General features: G+C 74.2%; 11 protein-coding genes. 4 read left to right on the top strand and 7 right to left on the bottom strand.

The annotated features are described in order from the left end of the window. Nucleotides 1-101 precede the first annotated feature (101 nt). Nucleotides 102-725: a TetR/AcrR family transcriptional regulator gene (locus EST92_RS00485; RefSeq protein WP_129245769.1), complete on the top strand. Its 624-nt coding sequence runs from the start codon at nt 102-104 to the stop codon at nt 723-725. Between the two features lie 90 nt (nt 726-815). Here EST92_RS00485 and EST92_RS00480 read toward each other — a convergent pair whose 3' ends face one another. Beyond that, on the bottom strand, nt 816-3,212 hold the full coding sequence (locus EST92_RS00480; protein ID WP_129278992.1) for a bifunctional glycosyltransferase/CDP-glycerol:glycerophosphate glycerophosphotransferase: 2,397 nt from the start codon (nt 3,210-3,212) through the stop codon (nt 816-818). A 213-nt stretch (nt 3,213-3,425) separates the two neighbouring features. On the opposite strand from EST92_RS00480, the gene EST92_RS00475 reads away from it, so the two are divergent. Continuing rightward, complete coding sequence (locus tag EST92_RS00475) at nt 3,426-5,621, top strand: PIG-L family deacetylase (protein WP_129278991.1); 2,196 nt, start codon at nt 3,426-3,428, stop codon at nt 5,619-5,621. On the opposite strand, the gene EST92_RS00470 is transcribed toward EST92_RS00475, so the two are convergent. From EST92_RS00470 to EST92_RS00460, 3 genes are read right to left on the bottom strand one after another with little or no spacing between them, the layout of a single operon-like run. Further along, nucleotides 5,579-6,007, bottom strand: a complete 429-nt coding sequence (locus tag EST92_RS00470) for a GtrA family protein (protein ID WP_129278990.1) — start codon at nt 6,005-6,007, stop codon at nt 5,579-5,581. The two genes, EST92_RS00475 and EST92_RS00470, sit on opposite strands and share 43 nt — an antisense overlap. Then, nucleotides 6,007-6,981, bottom strand: coding sequence for a glycosyltransferase family 2 protein (locus EST92_RS00465; RefSeq protein WP_129278989.1), 975 nt, complete (start codon nt 6,979-6,981; stop codon nt 6,007-6,009). The genes EST92_RS00470 and EST92_RS00465 overlap by 1 nt, the downstream gene beginning before the upstream one ends. A 50-nt stretch (nt 6,982-7,031) precedes the next feature. Beyond that, nucleotides 7,032-9,689 carry a YfhO family protein gene (locus EST92_RS00460; protein WP_129278988.1) on the bottom strand — a complete coding sequence of 886 codons (2,658 nt, stop codon included), beginning with the start codon at nt 9,687-9,689 and terminating at the stop codon, nt 7,032-7,034. Nucleotides 9,690-9,806: 117 nt separating this feature from the next. Here EST92_RS00460 and EST92_RS00455 point away from each other — a divergent pair, with 117 nt between their 5' ends. Together EST92_RS00455 and EST92_RS00450 are read left to right on the top strand one after the other, a co-directional pair. Next, on the top strand, nt 9,807-11,756 hold the full coding sequence (locus EST92_RS00455; protein WP_129278987.1) for a glycosyltransferase: 1,950 nt from the start codon (nt 9,807-9,809) through the stop codon (nt 11,754-11,756). A 131-nt stretch (nt 11,757-11,887) separates the two neighbouring features. Continuing rightward, on the top strand, nt 11,888-12,160 hold the full coding sequence (locus EST92_RS00450) for a DUF1876 domain-containing protein (protein ID WP_129278986.1): 273 nt from the start codon (nt 11,888-11,890) through the stop codon (nt 12,158-12,160). 120 nt (nt 12,161-12,280) lie between these two features. On the opposite strand, the gene galE is transcribed toward EST92_RS00450, so the two are convergent. The 3 genes from galE to EST92_RS00435 all read right to left on the bottom strand — a co-directional run bounded on the left by galE (nt 12,281) and on the right by EST92_RS00435 (nt 18,863). Then, nucleotides 12,281-13,258: a UDP-glucose 4-epimerase GalE gene (gene galE / locus EST92_RS00445; protein ID WP_129278985.1), complete on the bottom strand. Its 978-nt coding sequence runs from the start codon at nt 13,256-13,258 to the stop codon at nt 12,281-12,283. A gap of 52 nt (nt 13,259-13,310) precedes the next feature. Next, nucleotides 13,311-14,966 carry a glycosyltransferase family A protein gene (locus tag EST92_RS00440; RefSeq protein ID WP_129279015.1) on the bottom strand — a complete coding sequence of 552 codons (1,656 nt, stop codon included), beginning with the start codon at nt 14,964-14,966 and terminating at the stop codon, nt 13,311-13,313. A 264-nt stretch (nt 14,967-15,230) separates the two neighbouring features. Beyond that, nucleotides 15,231-18,863, bottom strand: a complete 3,633-nt coding sequence (locus EST92_RS00435) for a bifunctional glycosyltransferase family 2 protein/CDP-glycerol:glycerophosphate glycerophosphotransferase (protein WP_129278984.1) — start codon at nt 18,861-18,863, stop codon at nt 15,231-15,233. Nucleotides 18,864-19,051 lie beyond the last annotated feature (188 nt).

The raw sequence follows: 19,051 nt of genomic DNA, 5'->3' as shown, positions 1-19,051 counted from the left end.
CGGAGGGCGACGATGGGACGGGTCCGTATCGTCGCGACGTCGAGCCTAGAGGGAGCCCGCGTCGAAACGCAACCGTAGCGTCGTGACGTTATGCTCAAGCCATGGCACACGACGGCAGCGGAAGCGAGACCGCGGCGGCGCGCCGGAGCCCGGCAGGCGCCGCCGTACTGCGCGAGGACAAGACCGCGGCGATCCGTGCCGCGGTCTTCGAGGAGCTGGCCGCGGTGGGCTTCGCCCGGATGTCGATCGAGGGCATCGCGCGGCGGGCCGGCGTGGGCAAGACCGCCGTCTACCGGCGGTGGCGCTCCAAGCTGCACCTGGTCCTCGATGTGGTCTCCGCGGTGGCCGCGGCCGGCATGCCGACGCCGGACACCGGGTCGCTGTCGGGCGATGTACGGGTGCTGCTGGAGGTCGCGGCCCGTGCGCTGCGCCACCCCATGGCCTCGCAGATCATCCCGGACCTGCTGGCGGAGGCGGCCCGCAGCCCCGAACTGGCGGCCGCACTGAAGTCCGCGCTGCACGACAGCCAGGAGGGCGTCGCCACGGCGATGGTGGCGCGCGCCGTCGAACGCGGCGAGATCCCGGCCGGCGCGGACGGCCGGCTGGCCCTGGACCTGCTGACCGGGCCGCTGTACTGGCGGCTGCTGGTGGTCCGGGACGAGGTGCCGGCCGGCTATCTCGACGAGCTGACCGCGGCCGTGGTCAGCGCGCTCGGCGGCCGCTGAGCGGACCGGCCCCGGCCGAATCCGGAAAAGGGGAAGGGTGCCGCGGCGCCATCCCCGCCCGCGGCACCCCGCCGTGGGGGCGTGGCCGGTTCAGCCCGCGAGCTCGATGTCCGTCGCCTCGGCGGACGGCCTCGCGTCGGACGTCGCCACGTCGGACGTCGCCTCGTCGGACGGGCTGCCCTCCCGCTGGGCGGGCAGCCGGGTGCCCGCGAGCGGCAGCCGGCCCGCGCCGGCTGCGGCGCGCGGGGACGGGGCGACGGTCCGCTCGGCCGGCGGCAGCGGGGCGGGGGTCGCCTCCTGGCCCAGGAAGACCCGGCGGACCACCCGCTCGGCCGCGTGCCCGTCGTCCCACTGGCAGAAGCGCGCACGGAACGCGGCGCGCAGCCCGGTGGCCCGCTCGTCGTCCCAGCGGCCGCTGCGGAACGCCTCGATCAGCTCGTCCTCGGTGGTGGCGAGGGTGCCCGGGGTGTCGCCCGGCCGGCCCGAGAGCAGGTCGAAGGTGACCCCGCGGGAGCGGACGTAGGTGTCCCAGTCGTCGGCGTAGGTGAGGATCGGCCGGTCGAGGTTGGCGTAGTCGAACATGATCGACGAATAGTCGGTGATCAGGGCGTCGGCGGCCAGGCACAGCTCCTCGACGACCGGGTGGCCGGAGACGTCGATCAGCGCGCCGCGCTCCTGGAGCGCCTGGAGACGCGGGTCCTGGTCGTAGAAGTAGTGGGTGCGCACCAGCAGGACGAAGTCCTCGCCCAGCTCGCGGGAGATCCGTTCCAGGTCGAGCCGGGGGACGTAGCCGACCTGGTAGTCGCGCATGGTCGGGGCGTAGAGGACCGCGATCCTGCCGGGCGCGATGCCCAGCCGGGCGCGGATGTCCAGGACGTCCTGGGCGGTGGCCCGGTAGTAGACGTCGTTACGGGGGTAGCCCGCGTTCAGCGCCTCGAAGTCGCAGGGGTAGACCCGCTCCCACTGCTCGGTGGTGTGCTGGTTGGCGGAGAGCGAGAAGTCCCAGCGGTCGGCGCGGGCCAGCAGCTTGCGGAAGCTCATGCCCTTGGCCGCGGCCGGGTAGCGCTTCTGGTCGGTGCCCATCGACTTCAGCGGGGTGCCGTGGTGGGTCTGCAGATGGATCTGGCCCTCGCGCTTGACCACGCCGTCCGCGAAGTTGACGTTGTTGACGAGGTACTTGGCGCGGGCCATCACCTCCCAGTAGCGCGGGGAGTTCAGCACGACGTGGTCGATGCCGGCCGGGATCTCGCCGGCCTCGGCGAGCTGCTTCTTGACGACCCAGACGCCGTGGATCCCGGGCGCCAGCTCCTTGGCCTTCTCGTAGACCGCCAGCGGGTTGCAGGCCGGCCGCCGGTTCCAGTACGCGGAGTAGACGGCGAGGTTCTCGTCCAGCGGCTGCCGCAGCAGCGCCTGGTAGCGCAGGTCCATCGCCTTGCGCTTGGCCTGCCGGACCCGTTTGCCGGTGTGCTTGCGCACCGTGCGCCGCAGCTTGCCGGCGGCCTTGAGGCCGGCCAGTGCCGGGTAGGCGTCCTTGGCGAGCAGCGCGTACTTGCCGCCGGCCGTGCCGGTGGGGCGGACGAAGCCGGCCGGTATCCGCAGGCGGTAGTCGCGGGCGGCACGGTGGAAGAACTCGGCGGTGGCGTTCCGCGGCAGCCGGCCCGGCTTGTCCAGGACGGTCAGATAGTGGTCGACCATCTTGCGGAACATGTCCGGGCGCCAGCGCGACAGCTCGGGGTGCGCGTCCAGGTGGGCGAAGACCCGGGCGTACTGGTCGAAGACGTCGAAGTGCTTGCGGCTGGTGGTGCGCAGGATGTTGCCGCCCTGCCGGCGCTGGCGGTAGTGGAGACAGACCCGGTCCAGGACCGCGATCCGCCGTGCGGTGATCAGGGTGCAGAAGGTCCAGGGGGCGTCCTCGTAGTAGCCCGGGGGGAAGGTGAAGCCGTGCTCCTCGACGAAGTCGCGGCGGTAGGCCTTGTTCCAGACGATCTGCAGCAGATCGAGCAGCCGGGGGCGCTCGGCCAGCGAAAAGGTGGGCGCACCGGACTCGTCGAGCAGCCCGGAGAGGGTGTTGCGCCGGGTGGCGCCGTCCCAGTAGGTCCGGGCGTAGTCGAAGATCAGGATCTCGGGGTCCCCGGTGGCGGCCAGCCGGTCCGCCAGGGCGCCGAGCGCGCCGGGTACGAGGGTGTCGTCGCTGTCGAGGAAGAGGACGTAGTCGCCGCGGACCTGCTCCAGGCCGGCGTTGCGGGCCGGGCCCAGACCGGCGTTCTCCGGGAGGTGGAGCACCTGGACACGGGCGTCGCGGGCGGCGTACTCGTCCAGGATGGCGCCGCTGTGGTCGGGTGAGCAGTCGTCGACGGCGAGGAGCTCGAAGTCCGTGAACTCCTGGGCCAGCACCGAGTCCAGGCACGCGCGCAGGAAGCCCTGCACGCGGAACACGGGGACGATGATGCTGAACCGGGGTACGGCGTCAAGGCCTGTCTCGGACATGCGGTGCTACTCCTCGTAATGAGCTGAGTACAGAACGCAGAAATCTCCCCAAAGGGGTCTCGTGCGTTGTCAGCCGTACGACTCTTGTTCACCCAAAAAGGTTGTTCTTCGTCATCTGAATGTTCTGTGGGCCCGGTCACAGATCCGAGGAAGTGGGGAATTGTCGGGCAGGCAGGAACTCCCCGGTGACCGAATACTGAGGGTGTGTCACCCGTGCCCGTGCCCCTGCTGTCCCGCCGCCGGCTGCTTCAGGTCGCCGGCGGCGGGCTGTTCGCCGCGACGGCGGGCGCCGCCGTCTGGGCCCGGCTGCCGGACGGCGCCTCCCGTACGGCCGGACCGGCGGGCCCCGGCCGCTCCCTGGTGGACCCGGCCGGCCAGTCCTTCGTGCACATCGTCGCGCACGCCGACGACGGCCTGTACTTCATGAACCCCGACCTGGAGCAGTCCCTGCGCGGCGGGGCGCGCTCGGTCACCGTCTGCCTCACGGGCGGCGAGGCGGACGGCCACAACGTCAGCCTGCGGGCCCCCGACCCCGAGCGGGTCCCGGTGGACCGGGCCGCCTTCGCCCGCGCGCGGGCCAACGGACTGCGGGCCGCGCACGCCGCGATGGTCACCGGCAGCCCGGCCGCCCGCTGGGACGTCGCGGCCCTCTCCCTGCTCCCCGGCTTCGAGGCGGAGATCCAGACGCTGCACGACGCCCCGCAGCACCAGCTGATCTTCCTGGAACTGGTGGAGTCCCGGGCCGTCTGGCAGGCCCGCACGGTCAGCCTGCGTGGCCTGTGGCTCGGGGCCGCGCCCACCCTCCCCACGCTGCGCCCCGACGGCACCCCCGTGCGGCGGCAGTTCCACTACACCCGCGACCAGGTCATCCGGACCCTGGTGGCGGTGCTCGACCGGGTCCGGCCCACGGTCGTACGGACCCTGGACCCGAACCCGGTGCACGCGCGGAAGCGGCCGCCGGCCACCCCGGATCACGATCCCCGGCTGGCCGGGCCGCGCTACTACGACCATCAGGACCACACCGCTTCCGCCTACTTCGCGCAGGCCGCGCTGGCGGCGTACGCCGACCGCGGGCGGCCCCCGATCGTGGAGCACTACCTCGGCTACGAGGCCGGAGTGCTGCCCCACGACCTCGACCTGGCCACCGCCCGCCGCAAGGCCGCGCTGCTGTCGGTCTACGGCTGGGCCGACCACCGCGCCTGCGGCGACCCGGCCGGCTGCGGCGACCGCAAGGTGGGTGGCTCGGCGCTGTACGGCGGGTCCCGCAACTGGACCCGCAGCACGCGGCTGCGGGCGCCCGGTTCCAACGCCTGGCTCCGCCCGGCGCAGGACGGCCGGCTCGCGGCCTTCGCGGTCCTGGGCGGCCGGGCGTACTGCTGGGCCGAGACCCGGCCGGGCAGCGGCAGCTTCGGCGCGCCGGTACCGGTCGGCGGTGCGCTGTTGCAGGGGCAGCTCCATGTGGTGCGCCGGCCGGACGGCACGCTCCAGCTGTTCGCCTCCCGCACCGTTTTGCCGGGTCGGCACGCCGACCACCACCGGGAGCTGCTGACCGCGCCGCAGACCGGCACCGGCCCGGACGGGGTGCCCGCGTTCGCGCGCTGGGAGTCGCTGGGCTCCCCGGACGCGGACCCGGTCAGATCGCTGGAGATCGGCTTCCCGGCGGCGGTGGCCACCCCGGACGGCACGGTGCACGTCTTCGTCCGGACCTGGGACGGCAACATCGCGCACCGCAGCGGCCCGGCCGGGCGGGGCTTCTCGCCGTGGCAGCGGCTGGAGGGCACGGTCAGCACGCTGCTGGCGTCCCCGCGGATCATCGACGGGCTGGACGCCTGCGTGGACTCCGCCGGGCTGATCCATCTGGCCGCGCCCGGCGCCGGGACCGTGGAGCACTGGGTGTCCAAGGAGGCCGGGGGGCCGCCGCGGCCGGCCGCGGCCACCGGGCTGCCGCAGCCGGCCGGTCCGGTCAGCCTGGTCCCGCTGGCCGACGGCGTGGTGCGGGCCGTCTTCCGCCGGTCGGCCACCGCCCAGGTACTGATTGCCGAGCGGCCGCGGAGGATCGGCGGCTGGCGGGTGTCGGCGCGGTGTGCGGCGGTCGGCGGGTACGGGCGGGTGGCGGCGGCGCCGGTCGGCGGGGCCGGCCGGATGGTGCTCGCGGCCCGTGACGATGCCGGCGAGGTGCGGATGGCGATGGCCCAGGACGCCCCCGGGCCCTGGCAGCGGGGCAGGGTGGCGCATTCGGCGGCGGCCGGTGTCGCCCAGGATGTCGCCGGGCGCGCGGTGGTGGTCGCGCTGGGCACCGACGGCAGGCTGTACACGGCCCGTCAGACCTCGGTCGGGCAGCGTGCGCTGTTCGGGGGCTGGCGGGCTCAGACGGGCCCGACGGAGCGGGCCGGCGGCGGACCGGGCTGAGCGGGCGGGCGCAGGATGCGCTGGGAGACCAGAAAGGTGAACGGGAGGGCGGCCAGCGCCGCCGCCAGCGGCGCCACCGCGGTGTTCAGCCCGCACCAGCTCACCAGCAGCACCAGCCCCACGCTCTGCGCCGCATAGTTGGTGACCTGCGTGAGCGGGAAGAGCAGGAACTTCTTCCAGGTCGGCCGGGTGCGGTAGGTGAAGTAGGTGTTCAGGAGGAACGAGCAGACCATGCTCAGCGCGAAGGCGCCGGTGTAGGCCGCGAAGTACGGCAGTATCCGCCGCAGCGGCAGGTAACAGGCGTAGAACGTGAGGGTGTTGATCCCGCCGACGGCGGCGAAGCGCACGATCCGGCCCCAGGGGGCGAGCGTCGGCAGCCCGCGCATCAGCCGGCCCGGGAGCCGGCCCGGGCGGCGTCCGCGGGCGTGGGCGCGGGAACGGCGGTGTTGCTCTCCTTGACCAGGAAGTGCGGCCGCCGCTTGGCCTCGTAGTAGATCCGTCCGATGTACTCGCCGATCAGCCCGAGCATCACCATCTGCAGCCCGCCCAGGCCGACGATGATGGCCACCAGCGTCACATAGCCCGGCGCGGTGACCCCGCCGACGAGGGCCGCGCCGATGATCCACAGGGTGTAGAGGGCGGCGAGCGAGGCCAGGGCGAGCCCGGCGTAGATGGCCAGCCGCAGCGGGCGGGAGTTGAAGGACAGCATGCCGTCGATGCCGTAGTTGACCAGCGAGCCGACGTGCCACTTGGTCTCGCCCGCCTCCCGGGCGGCGTTGCGGTAGTCGAAGGTGACCGTGTCGAAACCGATCCAGGAGAACAGGCCCTTGGAGAAGCGGTTGTACTCCGGCAGCGAGAGCAGCGCGTCCACGGCCGTACGGGACAGCAGCCGGAAGTCGCCCACGCCATCGGTGAGTTCGACATCCACCCACCTGTTGACGGCGCGGTAGTAGAGCCTGCTCAGCGCGGTCCGCACCGGCCGGTCGCCGTGCCGGGTGCGCTTGGCGACGACCTGGTCGTGGCCGAGTTGGTAGAGGTCGAGCATCTTCTCGATGAGCTCGGGCGGATGCTGCAGATCGGCGTCCATGAGGATCACCGCGTCGCCGTCGGCCGCCCGCAGGCCGGCCAGTATGGCGGGTTCCTTGCCGAAGTTACGGCTGAAGGAGAGGTAGCGGGTGGTGCCGCGGTGCTGCTGGGCGAGGCTGCGCAGCCGGGCCAGGGTGCCGTCGGAACTGCCGTCGTCGACATAACAGAGTTCGTACTCGACGGCGAGCCCGGCGAGGACCGCGCGGATCGTGTCGTCGAAGCGGCTCAGGACGGCCTCTTCGTTGTAGCAGGGGACGACGATGGAGAGCTTCATGAGCAGGCCTTTTCGCCGGGGGCGGGGGCGGTGCGGACGCCGTCCCCGGGCTACGGATCCGGTGCGAGGTCACGAGGGGAAGGGCGCGGTGGTGTGCCGCGCCGGCGGCCGCGGACCGCCCCGGCCGTGGCCACCGCGGCGAGGGCCGGCGCCGCCGCGGCGCTCGCCGCCAGTCCCGTCCGCAGGCCCGGCGGCTCGTAGGAACACGACAGCCGGGAGGCCCCGGAGCCCAGCGGGACGGCCAGCAGGCCGGCGAACGAGCGCGGCGCGCGGCGGGGGCCGCCGTCCACCGCACAGCCCCAGCCCGCGACCGCCGGCATCGCCAGCACCGCGCTGCCCCTGCTGCCGGGCCGCAGCCGGGCCGTCAGGCGGTGGCCTTCGGCGGTCAGTTCCACCGGTCCCCGGGCACGCAGCGCGTCCACCGCCGCCGTCAGCCCGCGCCGGGACAGACAGCCGACGGCGTGCCCGGGGACGTGCTGCGGGCCCCGGCCGGTGAAGCGCACCGACACCGTGCCGTCCGCGGGCACCCGGCCCAGCTCCCGCACCGGATTGGCGGTGACATCCGCGTTGCCGATCGCCTTGCTGTGCCCGCCCAGCCCGCTGACCCGCCCGGCGAACCACGGCGCCGACCACACCGCGGTGCTGCCCGGGGCGCAGTGCGCCGTGAAGATGGTCCCGGGGCCGTGCGGGCCCGCCGCCGGGTGCCGTGCGGCGGGCGGCTGTGCGGCGGGCGGCCGTGCCGGGCGCAGCAGCCAGCCGTCACGGTCGGGCACCGCGGGCGCGCCCGCGGTCGGCCGCAGGGCCGGCACCTCGTAGACGGCCGCGCCCAGCACCCGCTCCTGACGGGCGAACACGGTCTCCCCGGCGCGCGGGCCAGGGAGCGTGCTCCGTACGGTCAGCAGCGGGGCCGGGCGCGCGCGGTGTGTGAGGTAGCGGGTGCGGCTCTCCCACACCGGGGACAGCGAGCTGCTCACGCCCATGATCGCCTGGCCCGCCGGGTCCTCGAAGCTGAGCGTGTGGCGGCCCCTGATGTACCACCCGGCGCCCAGGCGTTGCAGGGTGCGGGCGGTGGCCGCGGGCACGTAGCTGCTGTAGTACGCGCCGCCCTCGCCGCCGAGCAACAGCGGGTCGTTGTTGGCGAACTCGTGCGGGCCCGGATCGGTGCGGGAGCGGGGCCAGTCGGTGCGGGCGGCCAGTTCGTCCCGGGCCGCCAGCGACGGTCCGGCCAGCGTGATCTTGGGCTGGAACCAGGGGATCCGGTCCCGCGCCGCGGTCACCGAGAACGCCGTGTACGCCGAGCCGAGCAGGACGGTGCCGGTCAGCGCGGCGGTGGCCGCGGACCGGGCGCGGCCCCCGGCGGTGCGCGCGGTCAGCGCCAGGAGGGTCACGGCGCCGCCGCCGGCCACCAGGACCCACGTGGCGGTGGTGACCGCGGCCTGCTGCCGGCAGAGCCAGGCCAGCGCGGCGACCAGCCCGGCGCCCGCGGCGAGTTCACCGGGCCGCGGGCGGTGCGCCAGCGCGAGCCAGGAGATCATCACGAGGATCCCGCTGAGCACGAAGGCGGCACGGTAGGGGCTGCCGTTGGGCAGCGCGAAGCCGTGCCAGAGCAGGATCGTCGGCTCCCGGACGAACGAGACGGCGACCCCCGCCGCCAGCGCGGACCAGCCCAGACGCACCCGCAGCGGCACCGCGCGCACGAACGGGAAGGCCGCCACCAGCAGCAGCCCGGGGACCCCGATGAAGAGGTTCGGCGCCGGCGTCGGGTCGTGGCCGCCGGGCAGCAGCTGGGACACCTGGTGGAGCAGGGACGGCCCGCCGGTGTACGACACCGCGGGGGCGGGCTGGGCGGCGTGGCTGGCCCGGAAGGTGACGGTCAGGACGGGCGCGGTGAGCAGGATGCCGGTCAGTGTCATCGAGACGGCCCGGCCCGCCGCGCGCAGGCGGTCGCGGCGCGGCATCCGGGTGGCCGTCAGCAGCCGCAGGCCCAGGACCAGCGCCGTCGCCAGGGTGGCCATCGCCGCCGTGTAGAAGTTGCCTGCCCAGGCGAGGGCGACCAGCAGGGTGCCGGCCACCCATCGGGTGCGGCGCAGACACCAGTCCGCGGCGATACCGGTCAGCGGCAGCGCGACCAGGCCCCACATCCACATGGGGTCGGCGAAACCGTCGTTCAGCACCCAGGCGCACAGTCCGTACCCCACCGACAGCAGCGCCCGCAGCGTGCCGGAGCCCGGCCGCAGCCGGCCGAGGAAGACGGTCATCAGCGCGCTGCCCAGGCCGATGCTGAGCAGGGTGACCAGGAAGACCGGGAGGTCGACCAGCCCGCGCGGGAAGAGTCCGACGAGCCAGGAGAACGGGTTCATCAGATAGCTGAAGAAGTCGGCGAGGAACGGGACGCCGTAGCCGCTGCCCCAGTTGAAGAACAGATCGCCGCTGGCGGTGCCGTGCATCAGGTCCCACAGCCGGGCGTGGAAGGGCACGAACTGATTGCCCAGGTCATTGACGGCACGGGAGTGCGGACCGAAGGGGTAGCTGCCGTAGAGGGCGAGCCCGAGGCAGTACGCGCCCATGGCCAGGGCCGCCGCGAGGCCGGGTGCCGTCAGCCGCCCGAGGGCCCGGCGCGCCGCCGCCGGGCGTTCCCTTCCGGGAAGGGGACGGGCAACCTCCAGGGGCCGGACCGCCTCTTGTGGGGTGGCGGGCGTCGGAGCCACCGGCTCTCCTCCACGATCGGCGAACGTTCACCCCACGTTATATGTCTAGATAGTCCCCTTTGCTCGGCTGCGCCGCCGGGTCTTTCGGGGGATTGCAGAAATGAACGGAGGGCACGGGTGCCCGTCTCAGACGACCTCGCGGCCGCGGTCCCCACCGGGCCGGACGCCGCGGCGCCGACCGTCTCGGTGATCATGCCGGTGCACAACACCCGGCGTTACCTCGACCGCAGCCTCGGCTCCGTCTTCGCCCAGACGCTGGACCAGCGGCAGATAGAGGTGATCGCGGTCGACGACGGCTCCACCGACGGCAGTGCGGAGTGGCTGTTCGAGCAGGCCCGCAGCCATCCCAACCTGACGGTGCTGCGCCAGGAGGCCTCCGGCGGCGCCGGCCGGCCGCGCAACGCCGGGCTGGACCTCGCCACCGGCGACTACGTCTTCTTCCTCGACTCCGACGACCGCCTCGACACCGAGGCGCTGTTCTGGCTCACCCGCACGGCCCAGGAGAGCGGCTCGGACGTCGTCTACGGTCGGATAGCCGGCGCCGACGGCCGCGGGGCCCCCGTCGACCTGCGCACCACCAGCGCGGCGGTCTCCGTCTTCGACTCCCCCGTGTACTGGTCGCTGGCCGCCTACAAGCTCTTCCGCCGGGCCTTCCTCGAACAGCACCGCCTGCGCTTCGTCGAGGGCCGGCTGCTGGCCGAGGACCTCCCCTTCGGCATCACCGCGCTGCTGCGCGCCGAGGTCGTCTCCGTCTTCGCCGAGCGCACCTGCTACTACCTGCACGGACGCGACGACAACAGCAACGCCACCCGCCAGGACATCGACTGGTGCGAGTACCTCGCCTACATCGGCACCGTTCTCGACCAGGTCGCCGCCGAGGTCCCGCCCGGAGCCGACCGCGACAAGCTGATGGTCCGGCACTTCCACGGCGAGATACTCATGCCCTTCGGGGCCCCCTACCTCGGCCGCGACGGGGCCGGCCGGCGGGCGATGGCCGCCGCCGCCCGCCCGCTCGTCGAGCGCTACCTCACCGACCGGGTGCTGGCCGCCCTGCCGCCCGCACTGCGGCTGCGCGCCCACTGCCTGCGCGCCGGGCTCGACGACGAGCTGACCGCCGTCGTCCGGGCCGACACCGGCTCCCGCCCGGGCCCGCCGCACCTCGACGACGACGGGCGGGTCTACGCCGGCTACCCGTACTTCCGCGATCCGCGGCGCGCCCTCCCCGACGCCTGCTACGACCTCACCGACCGGGTGGCGCTGCGCCAGCGGCTGGTCCACCTGCACTGGGTGGGCGGCGTCCTGCACCTGCGGGGCACCGCGGCCCTTTCGCCGCTCGGCGGCGACACCGTCGAGATCCACCTGCGCCGCGGCGGCACCACCCACCGCGTCCCGGCCCGCTACGAGGACGGCGCGTGGCGGGCCGCCGTCGACCCGGCGACCGCCGCGGACGGCGGCCCGCTGCCCGGCGGCACCTGGGGCTTCAAGATCGCACTCACCGCGCACGGCACCGGCGCCGCCCGCCCCGCGCTGCGCCGCGAGGCCTGGCTGGTCCCGGAGCACCCGGAGGACGGGACGGGCCACCCGGACTTCGCCCCACGGATCGTCGGCCGGGGCACCGCGGCCCCCGCCGTCGCCGCCCTCTTCCTCTCCCGGCCGCACGGCCATCTGAACCTCGACCTGGACGGAACGAGCCGTCCGCTCGGCGCGGATCTGCGGGGCACCGCGGACTGCACCCGCTCCGGGCGCGCCACCCTCACCGTGCACCTCACCCTGCCCGGCTGCCCCGCCGACGCCGAGCTCCGGCTGATCCTCCGCGACGCGACCCGCACGGTGGCGCTGCGCACCACGGCCACCCGGGACGCCGGCGACCACTACACCGTGCGCTCCCTGCTCCGCCCCGGCCCCCCGGGCACCTGGCGGGTGGCCCTGCGGGTGACCGCGGGCCCCCTCCGCCGCGAACTCCCCGTCCACCCCGCCGACGCCCCGCCCGACGGCCCGATACCGCTGACCCTCAATGTGCCCGACACCAGCTTCCGGAAGCGGCTCGCGCGCCGGCTCCGCGGGTGAGCGACGGGGCGGGCGGCGGGGCGTACGGGGTGGTCGGTCCGGCTTCCGGCTCAGGCCGCCTTGCGGCACGCCGTGCATACGCCGAGCGGCAGGCGCACGCTGGAAACACAGGGGTTCCGGAGGTGATCGTGATGCTGCAGACCGCTGTTGGATGGCATGTCGAGCTGGAATTCGACGAGGACACCCACCGCACGCGCGCCGCGGCCCTGGTCCGGCTCGCCGACGGGAGCGAGGTGCGGGCCCATGGCTACGCCAGCCGCCACCCCGCCGATTCGAACCAGCCGAGGGTCGGCGAGGAGGTCGCGGGGGCCAGAGCGCTCAACGAGCTGGCGATGAAGCTGCTGACCAAGGCGCACGACGAGATCGACGAGGCGTCCGGCCGGACCTCGCACCCGCTGCACTGAGGCGGACGGACGGGCCGGGCCCCTGCCTGGCGGTGCGCTCTGAGGGGCCCGCACGCCGGTGAGCGGCCGCGCCCCGCCGTGCCGGACGGGCACGGCGGGGCGTCGACAGCCGGGCTCCGGTCAGGCCTGCGGGTGGTGGTGCTGCCAGCCCGCCCAGGCCGAGGTGATCATGTCGCGGACATCGTGGTGGGCCTTCCAGCCCAGCTCGGCGGTGATCCGGTCGGCGGCCGCGACCACCCGGGCCGGGTCGCCCGCGCGGCGGGGGGTGACCTCGGCGGTGACGTCGGCGTGGCCGGTGATCTCGGTGATCAGGTCGATCATCTCGCGCACCGAGACGCCCTCGCCGCGGCCGATGTTGAGCGTCAGATCGCGCACCGGGCCCGGCTCGGCGAGCCTGCGGGCGGCCGCCACATGGGCCTCGGCGAGGTCGGCGACGTGGATGTAGTCGCGGATGCAGGTGCCGTCGGGGGTGTCGTAGTCATCGCCGAAGATGCGCGGCGCGGTGCCCTCGGTGAGCCGCTCGAAGACCATCGGGACGATGTTGAAGACCCCCGTGTCGGCCAGCTCGGGGGTGGCCGCGCCGGCGACGTTGAAGTAGCGCAGGCAGGCGGTGCTGATGCCGTGCGCCGCGCCCACCGCACGGGCCATCCACTCGCCGACGAGCTTCGTCTCGCCGTACGGGTTGATCGGCACGCAGGGGGTGTCCTCGGTGACCAGGTCGACATCGGGCATGCCGTAGACCGCGGCCGAGGAGGAGAAGACGAAGCGGCCGACGCCGCCCGCGGCCATCGCCTCCAGCAGCGTCTGCAGACCGTGGACGTTCTCGCGGTAGTAGAGCAGCGGCATCTCGACGGACTCGCCGACCTGCTTCTTGGCGGCCAGATGCACGACATCGGTGATGCCGTGCCCGGCGATCGTCTCGTCGAGCAGCGCGCGGTCCAGGGTGGAGCCCACGACCAGCGGGACGCCCTCCGGGATCCGGGCGGCCACGCCCGTCGTCAGGTCGTCGAGCACGACGACCGACTCGCCCGCCTGGCGCAGGGCCCGTACGACATGGGAGCCGATGTATCCGGCACCACCCGTGATCAAGTAAGACATGGGTCAATCCTAGGGTCGGGGTCGGACAGGGAAGAGAAACGGGACGCGGCGGTCAGCGGCGCAGCCGCCGGGCGGCGATCCGCCATACGCTGCGCACACCCGAGGCGACCCGGAGCGACAGCGCTCCGCCGGTCGTCGCGTACGGCTGCACCAGCAGGACGAGATGCTGCCGGCTGGGCAGCACCCGGCGGCGCAGCCCCGGCCCCTTGGCCCGCAGCGAGGCGCGGAAACCGGCCCCGTTCGCGCAGCTGACCTGCGCCATCAGGTCCCAGGGCTCGGGGTCGGCGCCCTGCCCGTCCGGTGCGACCAGCGCGGCGAGGTCCAGCGTGACCTCGGCGGTCCAGCTGGCCGTGGAGCCGGGGGCGGTCGGGGCGGCCCGGGTGAGCGAGGCGGTGTGGACCGGGCCGCGCTGCTCGTCGCGGCGCCGGTGCAGCTCGATGTCGATGCTCTGCGGTTCGGACGCGGCCAGCCGCCCGTACAGATCGTGTATGCGCAGCCGGAGCACACCACGGCCGGTGACGGAGGGTTCGGCGTCGATGGTCACCGGCAGCCGGTGCGTCGGCTTGGTGCCGACGGCGTCCAGCTCGACCTCGGGCAGGTCCGGGGACCACACCGGACGGCCGTCGGCCTCCGCGTACGGCGGCAGCAGCCGGCCGGGGCGGGCCGCGAGCTGGGTCAGGCGGTCCAGGTCCCGCGGGGCGGGAGAGGCCAGCACCACGCGGGCCAGCCAGCGGGCCGGGGCGCGGGCCGCGCGCAGATCGACCTCGTCGAAGTTGGCCAAATAGTCGCGGGTCAGGCTCCACCACTCGGCGCGGTAGTCGGCGCCGCGGGTGTGCAGCTCGCGGACGTACATCCGCAGGTCGTGGTCGAGGAACTTGGTGTGCGCGGCGTGCGCCAGCGCCTTGAGGCCGGCGTCCTTGAAGATCTGCACGCTGGCGCGGTGCGCCGCGATCCGGGCCTGCCAGTTGGCGACGTCGTTGCGGTCCAGCGAGATCGACTGCTTGGCGGCCGAGCGGCGTACGTGCCAGATGTAGACGCTGTCGGGGATGGTCACGATCCGCGGGTCGGCGGCGAGCACCCGCGCGGTGAAGACGAAGTCCTCGTAGGTGAAACGGCCCTCGGGGAAGGTGACGGCGTGCTCGTCCAGGAACGCCCGGTCGTAGAGCTTGTTGACGCACAGCGTGTCGCGGACCAGCTGGGGGCTGGTTTCGGCGGACTCGTGCACGGCCGGCTCGCGGTAGAGGGCGGGCTGCCAGGGGATGTCGCGGTGCGCGGGCAGTTCACGGCGTACGCAGGCGCCGGCCGCGACCGGGGCGTCGTGCTGAAGTGCGGCGGCCAGCAGCGCCCGGGCAGCGCCCGGGGGCAGCACATCGTCGCTGTCCAGGAACATCACGAAGCGCCCGGTGGCGGCGCGCAGCCCCTCGTTGCGCGGGGTGCCGCAGCCGCCGCTGTTCCGCTCGCGGTGCAGGACGCGGAGGCGTGGTTCGGTGCGGGCGAGGTCGTCCAGGGCGGCGCCGGTGCCGTCGGTGGAGGCGTCGTTCACCGCGATCACTTCGGTGACCGTTTCGCCAGGATTCCCCTGCGCGAGTGCGGAGCGCACCGCGTCGCAGACGTGGCCGACATCGTTGAAGGCGATGACAACGATGCTGACCTGCGCGGACGGCGTGATGTTGGGCCCGGCCGGCAGTGGCTCAAGGGCTTCTTTCACAGTCACTGAATCTACATTTCGTGTCGACAGCATCTCTTGGCGCGAGCGGGTTCCGAACCCCTTTCCGATGGTTCAGAGGGCGAATCCCGTCGAGCGGTTGCACCCGCCGCTCCGCTTTTCCCGCCCTCTTGCCGTCTTCTTACCCGGCGGGAAGTCAGGGGTTGGGTGTGCATCGCCCGTAAGAGCACCTGCACATGCTGTAACGACGCGAGCGCCGCACGATGTCGATCCAGCCGCCACCACCTTGCGGCGGACCGGCCCGCCTCAACGCTCCATCAGATCCGCGACCCGCCCCGCCGCCCCGCCGTCGTCCCGGTGGCAGAACGTCTCCCGGAAGTCCGCGTACGCCTCCGCCCCCGCCGCCGCGATCGCCTCCAAGTCGCCCAGCGCGTCGATCAGTTCACCGGTGGAGGTGAGCAGCGGACCCGGTACCCGCGCCTCGAAGTCGAGGGTGAAGCCGCGCAGGGTGTCGCGGTAGTGCGGCAGATCGGGGGTGAGGAAGAGCATCGGGCGGCCGGTGTTGGCGAAGTCGGCGGCCAGCGAGGAGTAGTCGGTGACCAGCACGTCCGCGGCCAGCAGCAGCTCGGTGGCGTCGGGGTGGGCGGAGACGTCGAGGGCGAAGGGCGCGTGGTGGGCGGGCAGCCGGTCGGCGACCAGCGGATGGCCACGGACCAGCAGGACGTGGTCGTCCGCCAGCTCCTTGCGGGCCAGCTCCAGGTCGAGCGGCAGATGCAGCCGGTGGTGGCCCGCGTCGTAGGCCAGGTCGTCGCGCGGGGTCGGCGCGTACAGCACGACCTTCCGTCCGGGCTCGATGCCCAGCCGCTCGCGCACCGCGGCCGCGATCCGGTCGCGGTCGGCGGCGAAGAAGGCGTCGGTACGCGGCAGCCCGGTCTCCAGCAGCCGGCCGGAGTAGCCGAGCGCGGCGCGCAGCACCGGGGTGCTGTGGGCGTTGGGCGACAGCAGCACGCTCCACTGCCGGCTCACCCGCGGCCGCGGCGCCAGATGCGCCAGGCCCGCGCACAGCGTCCCGGCCAGGTCGGCGCCGATCCGCTTGAGCGGGGTGCCGTGCCAGGTCTGGATGATGCGCTGGCCGCCGCGCCGGGTGAACCACCGGGGCAGATGGGTGTTGGTGACCACCCAGCGGCTGTGCGCCAGCGCGCCGTGCCACTCGGCGCTGCCCACGATCACCGCCCGGGCCGTCTCCGGCACCGCGGTCTGGGCGTCGCGCACCGCCCACAGGTGCTCGACGTCCATGTCCCGGCGGACCAGCTCCTCGTGCACCGCGCGGGGCGAGTCCCCGTACGCGCGGCCGCCGAAGCTGCTGTACAGGACGGTGTCGCGCAGCGGACGGGAGCGGTGCAGCGCGTAGTGCTGTTCGCGCAGCATCCGGCGGCGGTAGGGGCCGCGGTCGGGCGCGGGCAGCGCGGGCCCCGCCGTGACCAGGGCCTCGTCGTGCCGGTGCCGGTCGAGGGCGAGCGGCTTGCCGCGGACCGTACGGGCGGCCGGCAGCCCGTCCAGGACGGTCGGTGCGCAGCGGACCGGGGCGTCCAACGGGGAGCCGGGCGCGCCCTGCTCGCGCAGGTGCAGCGTCCAGCGGCCCTCGCGCAGCGGCACCGTCCCGGCGAGCGAGGGCAGCGCGCCCAGCGGCAGCGCGCAGTGGAAGCGGCCGTCGTCGTGGGTGGTGGGGAAGGCCAGCTCGGCGGCGTGCGCCCCGTGTTTGAGGACCAGTTCGGTGGTGTGCGGGGCGGCGTCCGGCAGCCGGCCCGCCACCAGCAGGGTGCCGTCCGGACGCCACAGTGCCCGGTCCAGGTACGGCTGCGGGATGCGGTCGTGCAGCACGAGGTCGCCGGCCGGGGTGGCCGCGACGATCAGCTCGCGGCCGTGCGGGAGCGGGCAGGCGAGCGGCGCGAGCCAGGGGTCGCAGGCGATCGGGTCGGTGCCGCCGCCGGGCAGGACCAGTTCGGGCACCCAGCTCTCGGTGTGCGCCGGCGGGACGGCCCGCGGCGCCCCGTCCCGGGTGGGGCGCGCGGCGGCCAGGGCGTCGAGACGGATCCGGAAGGTCAGCCGGGGGGCGGGGGAGCGGCGCGCGCCGGACGCGGGGGGCGCGGCGGCCGCCTGCTCGGGATCCGGCTCGCTCGGCGGCTCCGTCTCCACCGGGAACGACACCACCGTGCCTGTTCCCTGGTGGGTCACCCGCAGCGCGGCGGGCGGCCGGCCGGGCGCGGTGACGGTCAGGTCCAGGGTGCCGGCCGCCGCCGCATGCCGGCCGGCCAGCCACCGGGTACGCCGGGCCACCGACAGCCGCAGCTGCCCGTCCGCGTACCGGGGCGTGATCCGTACGGCGCCGTCCGCGCCGTCCGCGGCCACCTCGTGGGTGCACGGGGCGGCGCCGGAGCCGGTCTCGGGCGCGCCCAGCGGCGCGGTCCGCAACACGCCGGCCGACGCCAGCAGCACCCCGACCGTCCACTCGCCCTCCTCCCAGCGCCCGCCCCTGCGCAGCCGGGCCGGATCGAGCCGTACCTCGAAGCCCGACCAGTCGTAACAGTGCAGCTCCTGACCGGACTCGGTGGTCGCCTCCGGCATCAGGACCGGCCGCAGCGGCAGCAGCACCCGCCGCCGCCCGCACGACAGCACCGCCGTCCTGAGGTAGCTGTGCCGGGCCGCGGCGTCCAGATTGCGGATATGGGCGTGGCCGCGCAGCACCAGCACGCCGTCCTGCCACGTCGCCGCCACGACCCGGGCGTGTACCGGGAAGTCGGCGCCCGCCAGGCGGGTCACGCCCGGCGGCAGCTCCAGCGGCGGCGTCAGCGGCAGCACCGCCCGCTTGCGCAGCGGCGGTCCGGCGACGGTGAACCCGGCCGGGTTGCGGGCCTCATAGGTGAGCAGGGCGAGCAGATCGGTCAGCCGTCCGGTGCGGACCAGGTACCAGCGCATCCGCAGCTCCACGGGGAGCGTGGGGAACAGCCGCGGGTCGACGCCGGAGAGGAAGTCGCGGGCGCAGTCCAGGAACGCGGTGCGGTACTCGGGCGAGGCCCCGGGCAGCGCGTCGACCAGGTCGAGCAGCCCGTCGGTGAGCTGGGCCCGGTCGTAGTCCCGCCGGTGGGCGGCGAGCCGGGGGCGGGTCGGGTCGCCGAGGAAGCGCCGGATGCCTGCCACCACCGCGAACCGGTCCCGCACGCCCCGGGCATCGGGCCGCCGGTGCCGGTCGGGCCCCTCCGGCAGCCGCCAGTAGCAGACGTGCTCGTGCAGCACGTCGACCGCGTCGGCGAGGAAGTGCGCGGGCAGTGTCGCCGCGGCGTCATGGCAGAACTCCCCCTCGGGAAAGGCGAGTTCGTGGGTGTCCCAGAAGGTGCGCCGGAAGACCTTGTTGCGGGCGAAGTGGTCGGCCAGCAGCGTGCGGTCCTCGCTGATGTGGGTGCGCAGGACGGTCTCGCGGCCGGCCGGATGGTGTGCGGACTGGCTGCGGCCGCCCGCGCCGAGCCGGTAGACGTTGCCGGTCGCCAGGTCCGCACCGGACTTGTCCAGCAGGCCGGTGAGGTCCTCGTACGCGCGCGGCAGCAGCACATCGTCGGCGTCGAGGAAGGCCAGGTACGCGGTGTGCGGATAGGCGTGCCGGACACCGGTGTTGCGGACCGCGCCACAGCCGGGGGCCGGGTCGCCGCCGGGGTGGTGGACGATCCGGAACCGCGGGTCCCGCTCGGCGAAGCGGCGGGCCAGGGCCGCGGGCGTGCCCGGCGCGGCGGTGTCCTCGCCGCCTTGCGCGGGCGGGCCGTCCACCATCACCACATCCAGCGCGGTCAGCGTCTGTGCCGCGACCGACTCCAGGCACTCCTCCAGATTCCGCTCGGATCCCTCGGTGCGATGGACCGGGATGACGACGGTGAGCCGAGGCTTCATACGTGGACCAAGCCTTTCCGGACGGGCAATGCACAAGACCGGTCCGTTCAACTCGCGCGTGGCGGCACGGTCACCGCTACTGCGCTGAAAGGGTGAGAGTCCCCGTCGGCGGTGCGTGCTTGCGCGATGACGTTCCGTGCGCAAAGGTCGGCGCGCCGTAGTGCCGGGCCGCGTTCGATGCCGTAGAC

Source organism: Streptomyces sp. TM32, from assembly GCF_004122755.1.
Taxonomy (GTDB): domain Bacteria; phylum Actinomycetota; class Actinomycetes; order Streptomycetales; family Streptomycetaceae; genus Streptomyces; species Streptomyces sioyaensis.
Note: the sequence above shows the minus strand (reverse complement) of the source record. Positions and strands in the feature narration are given on the sequence as shown.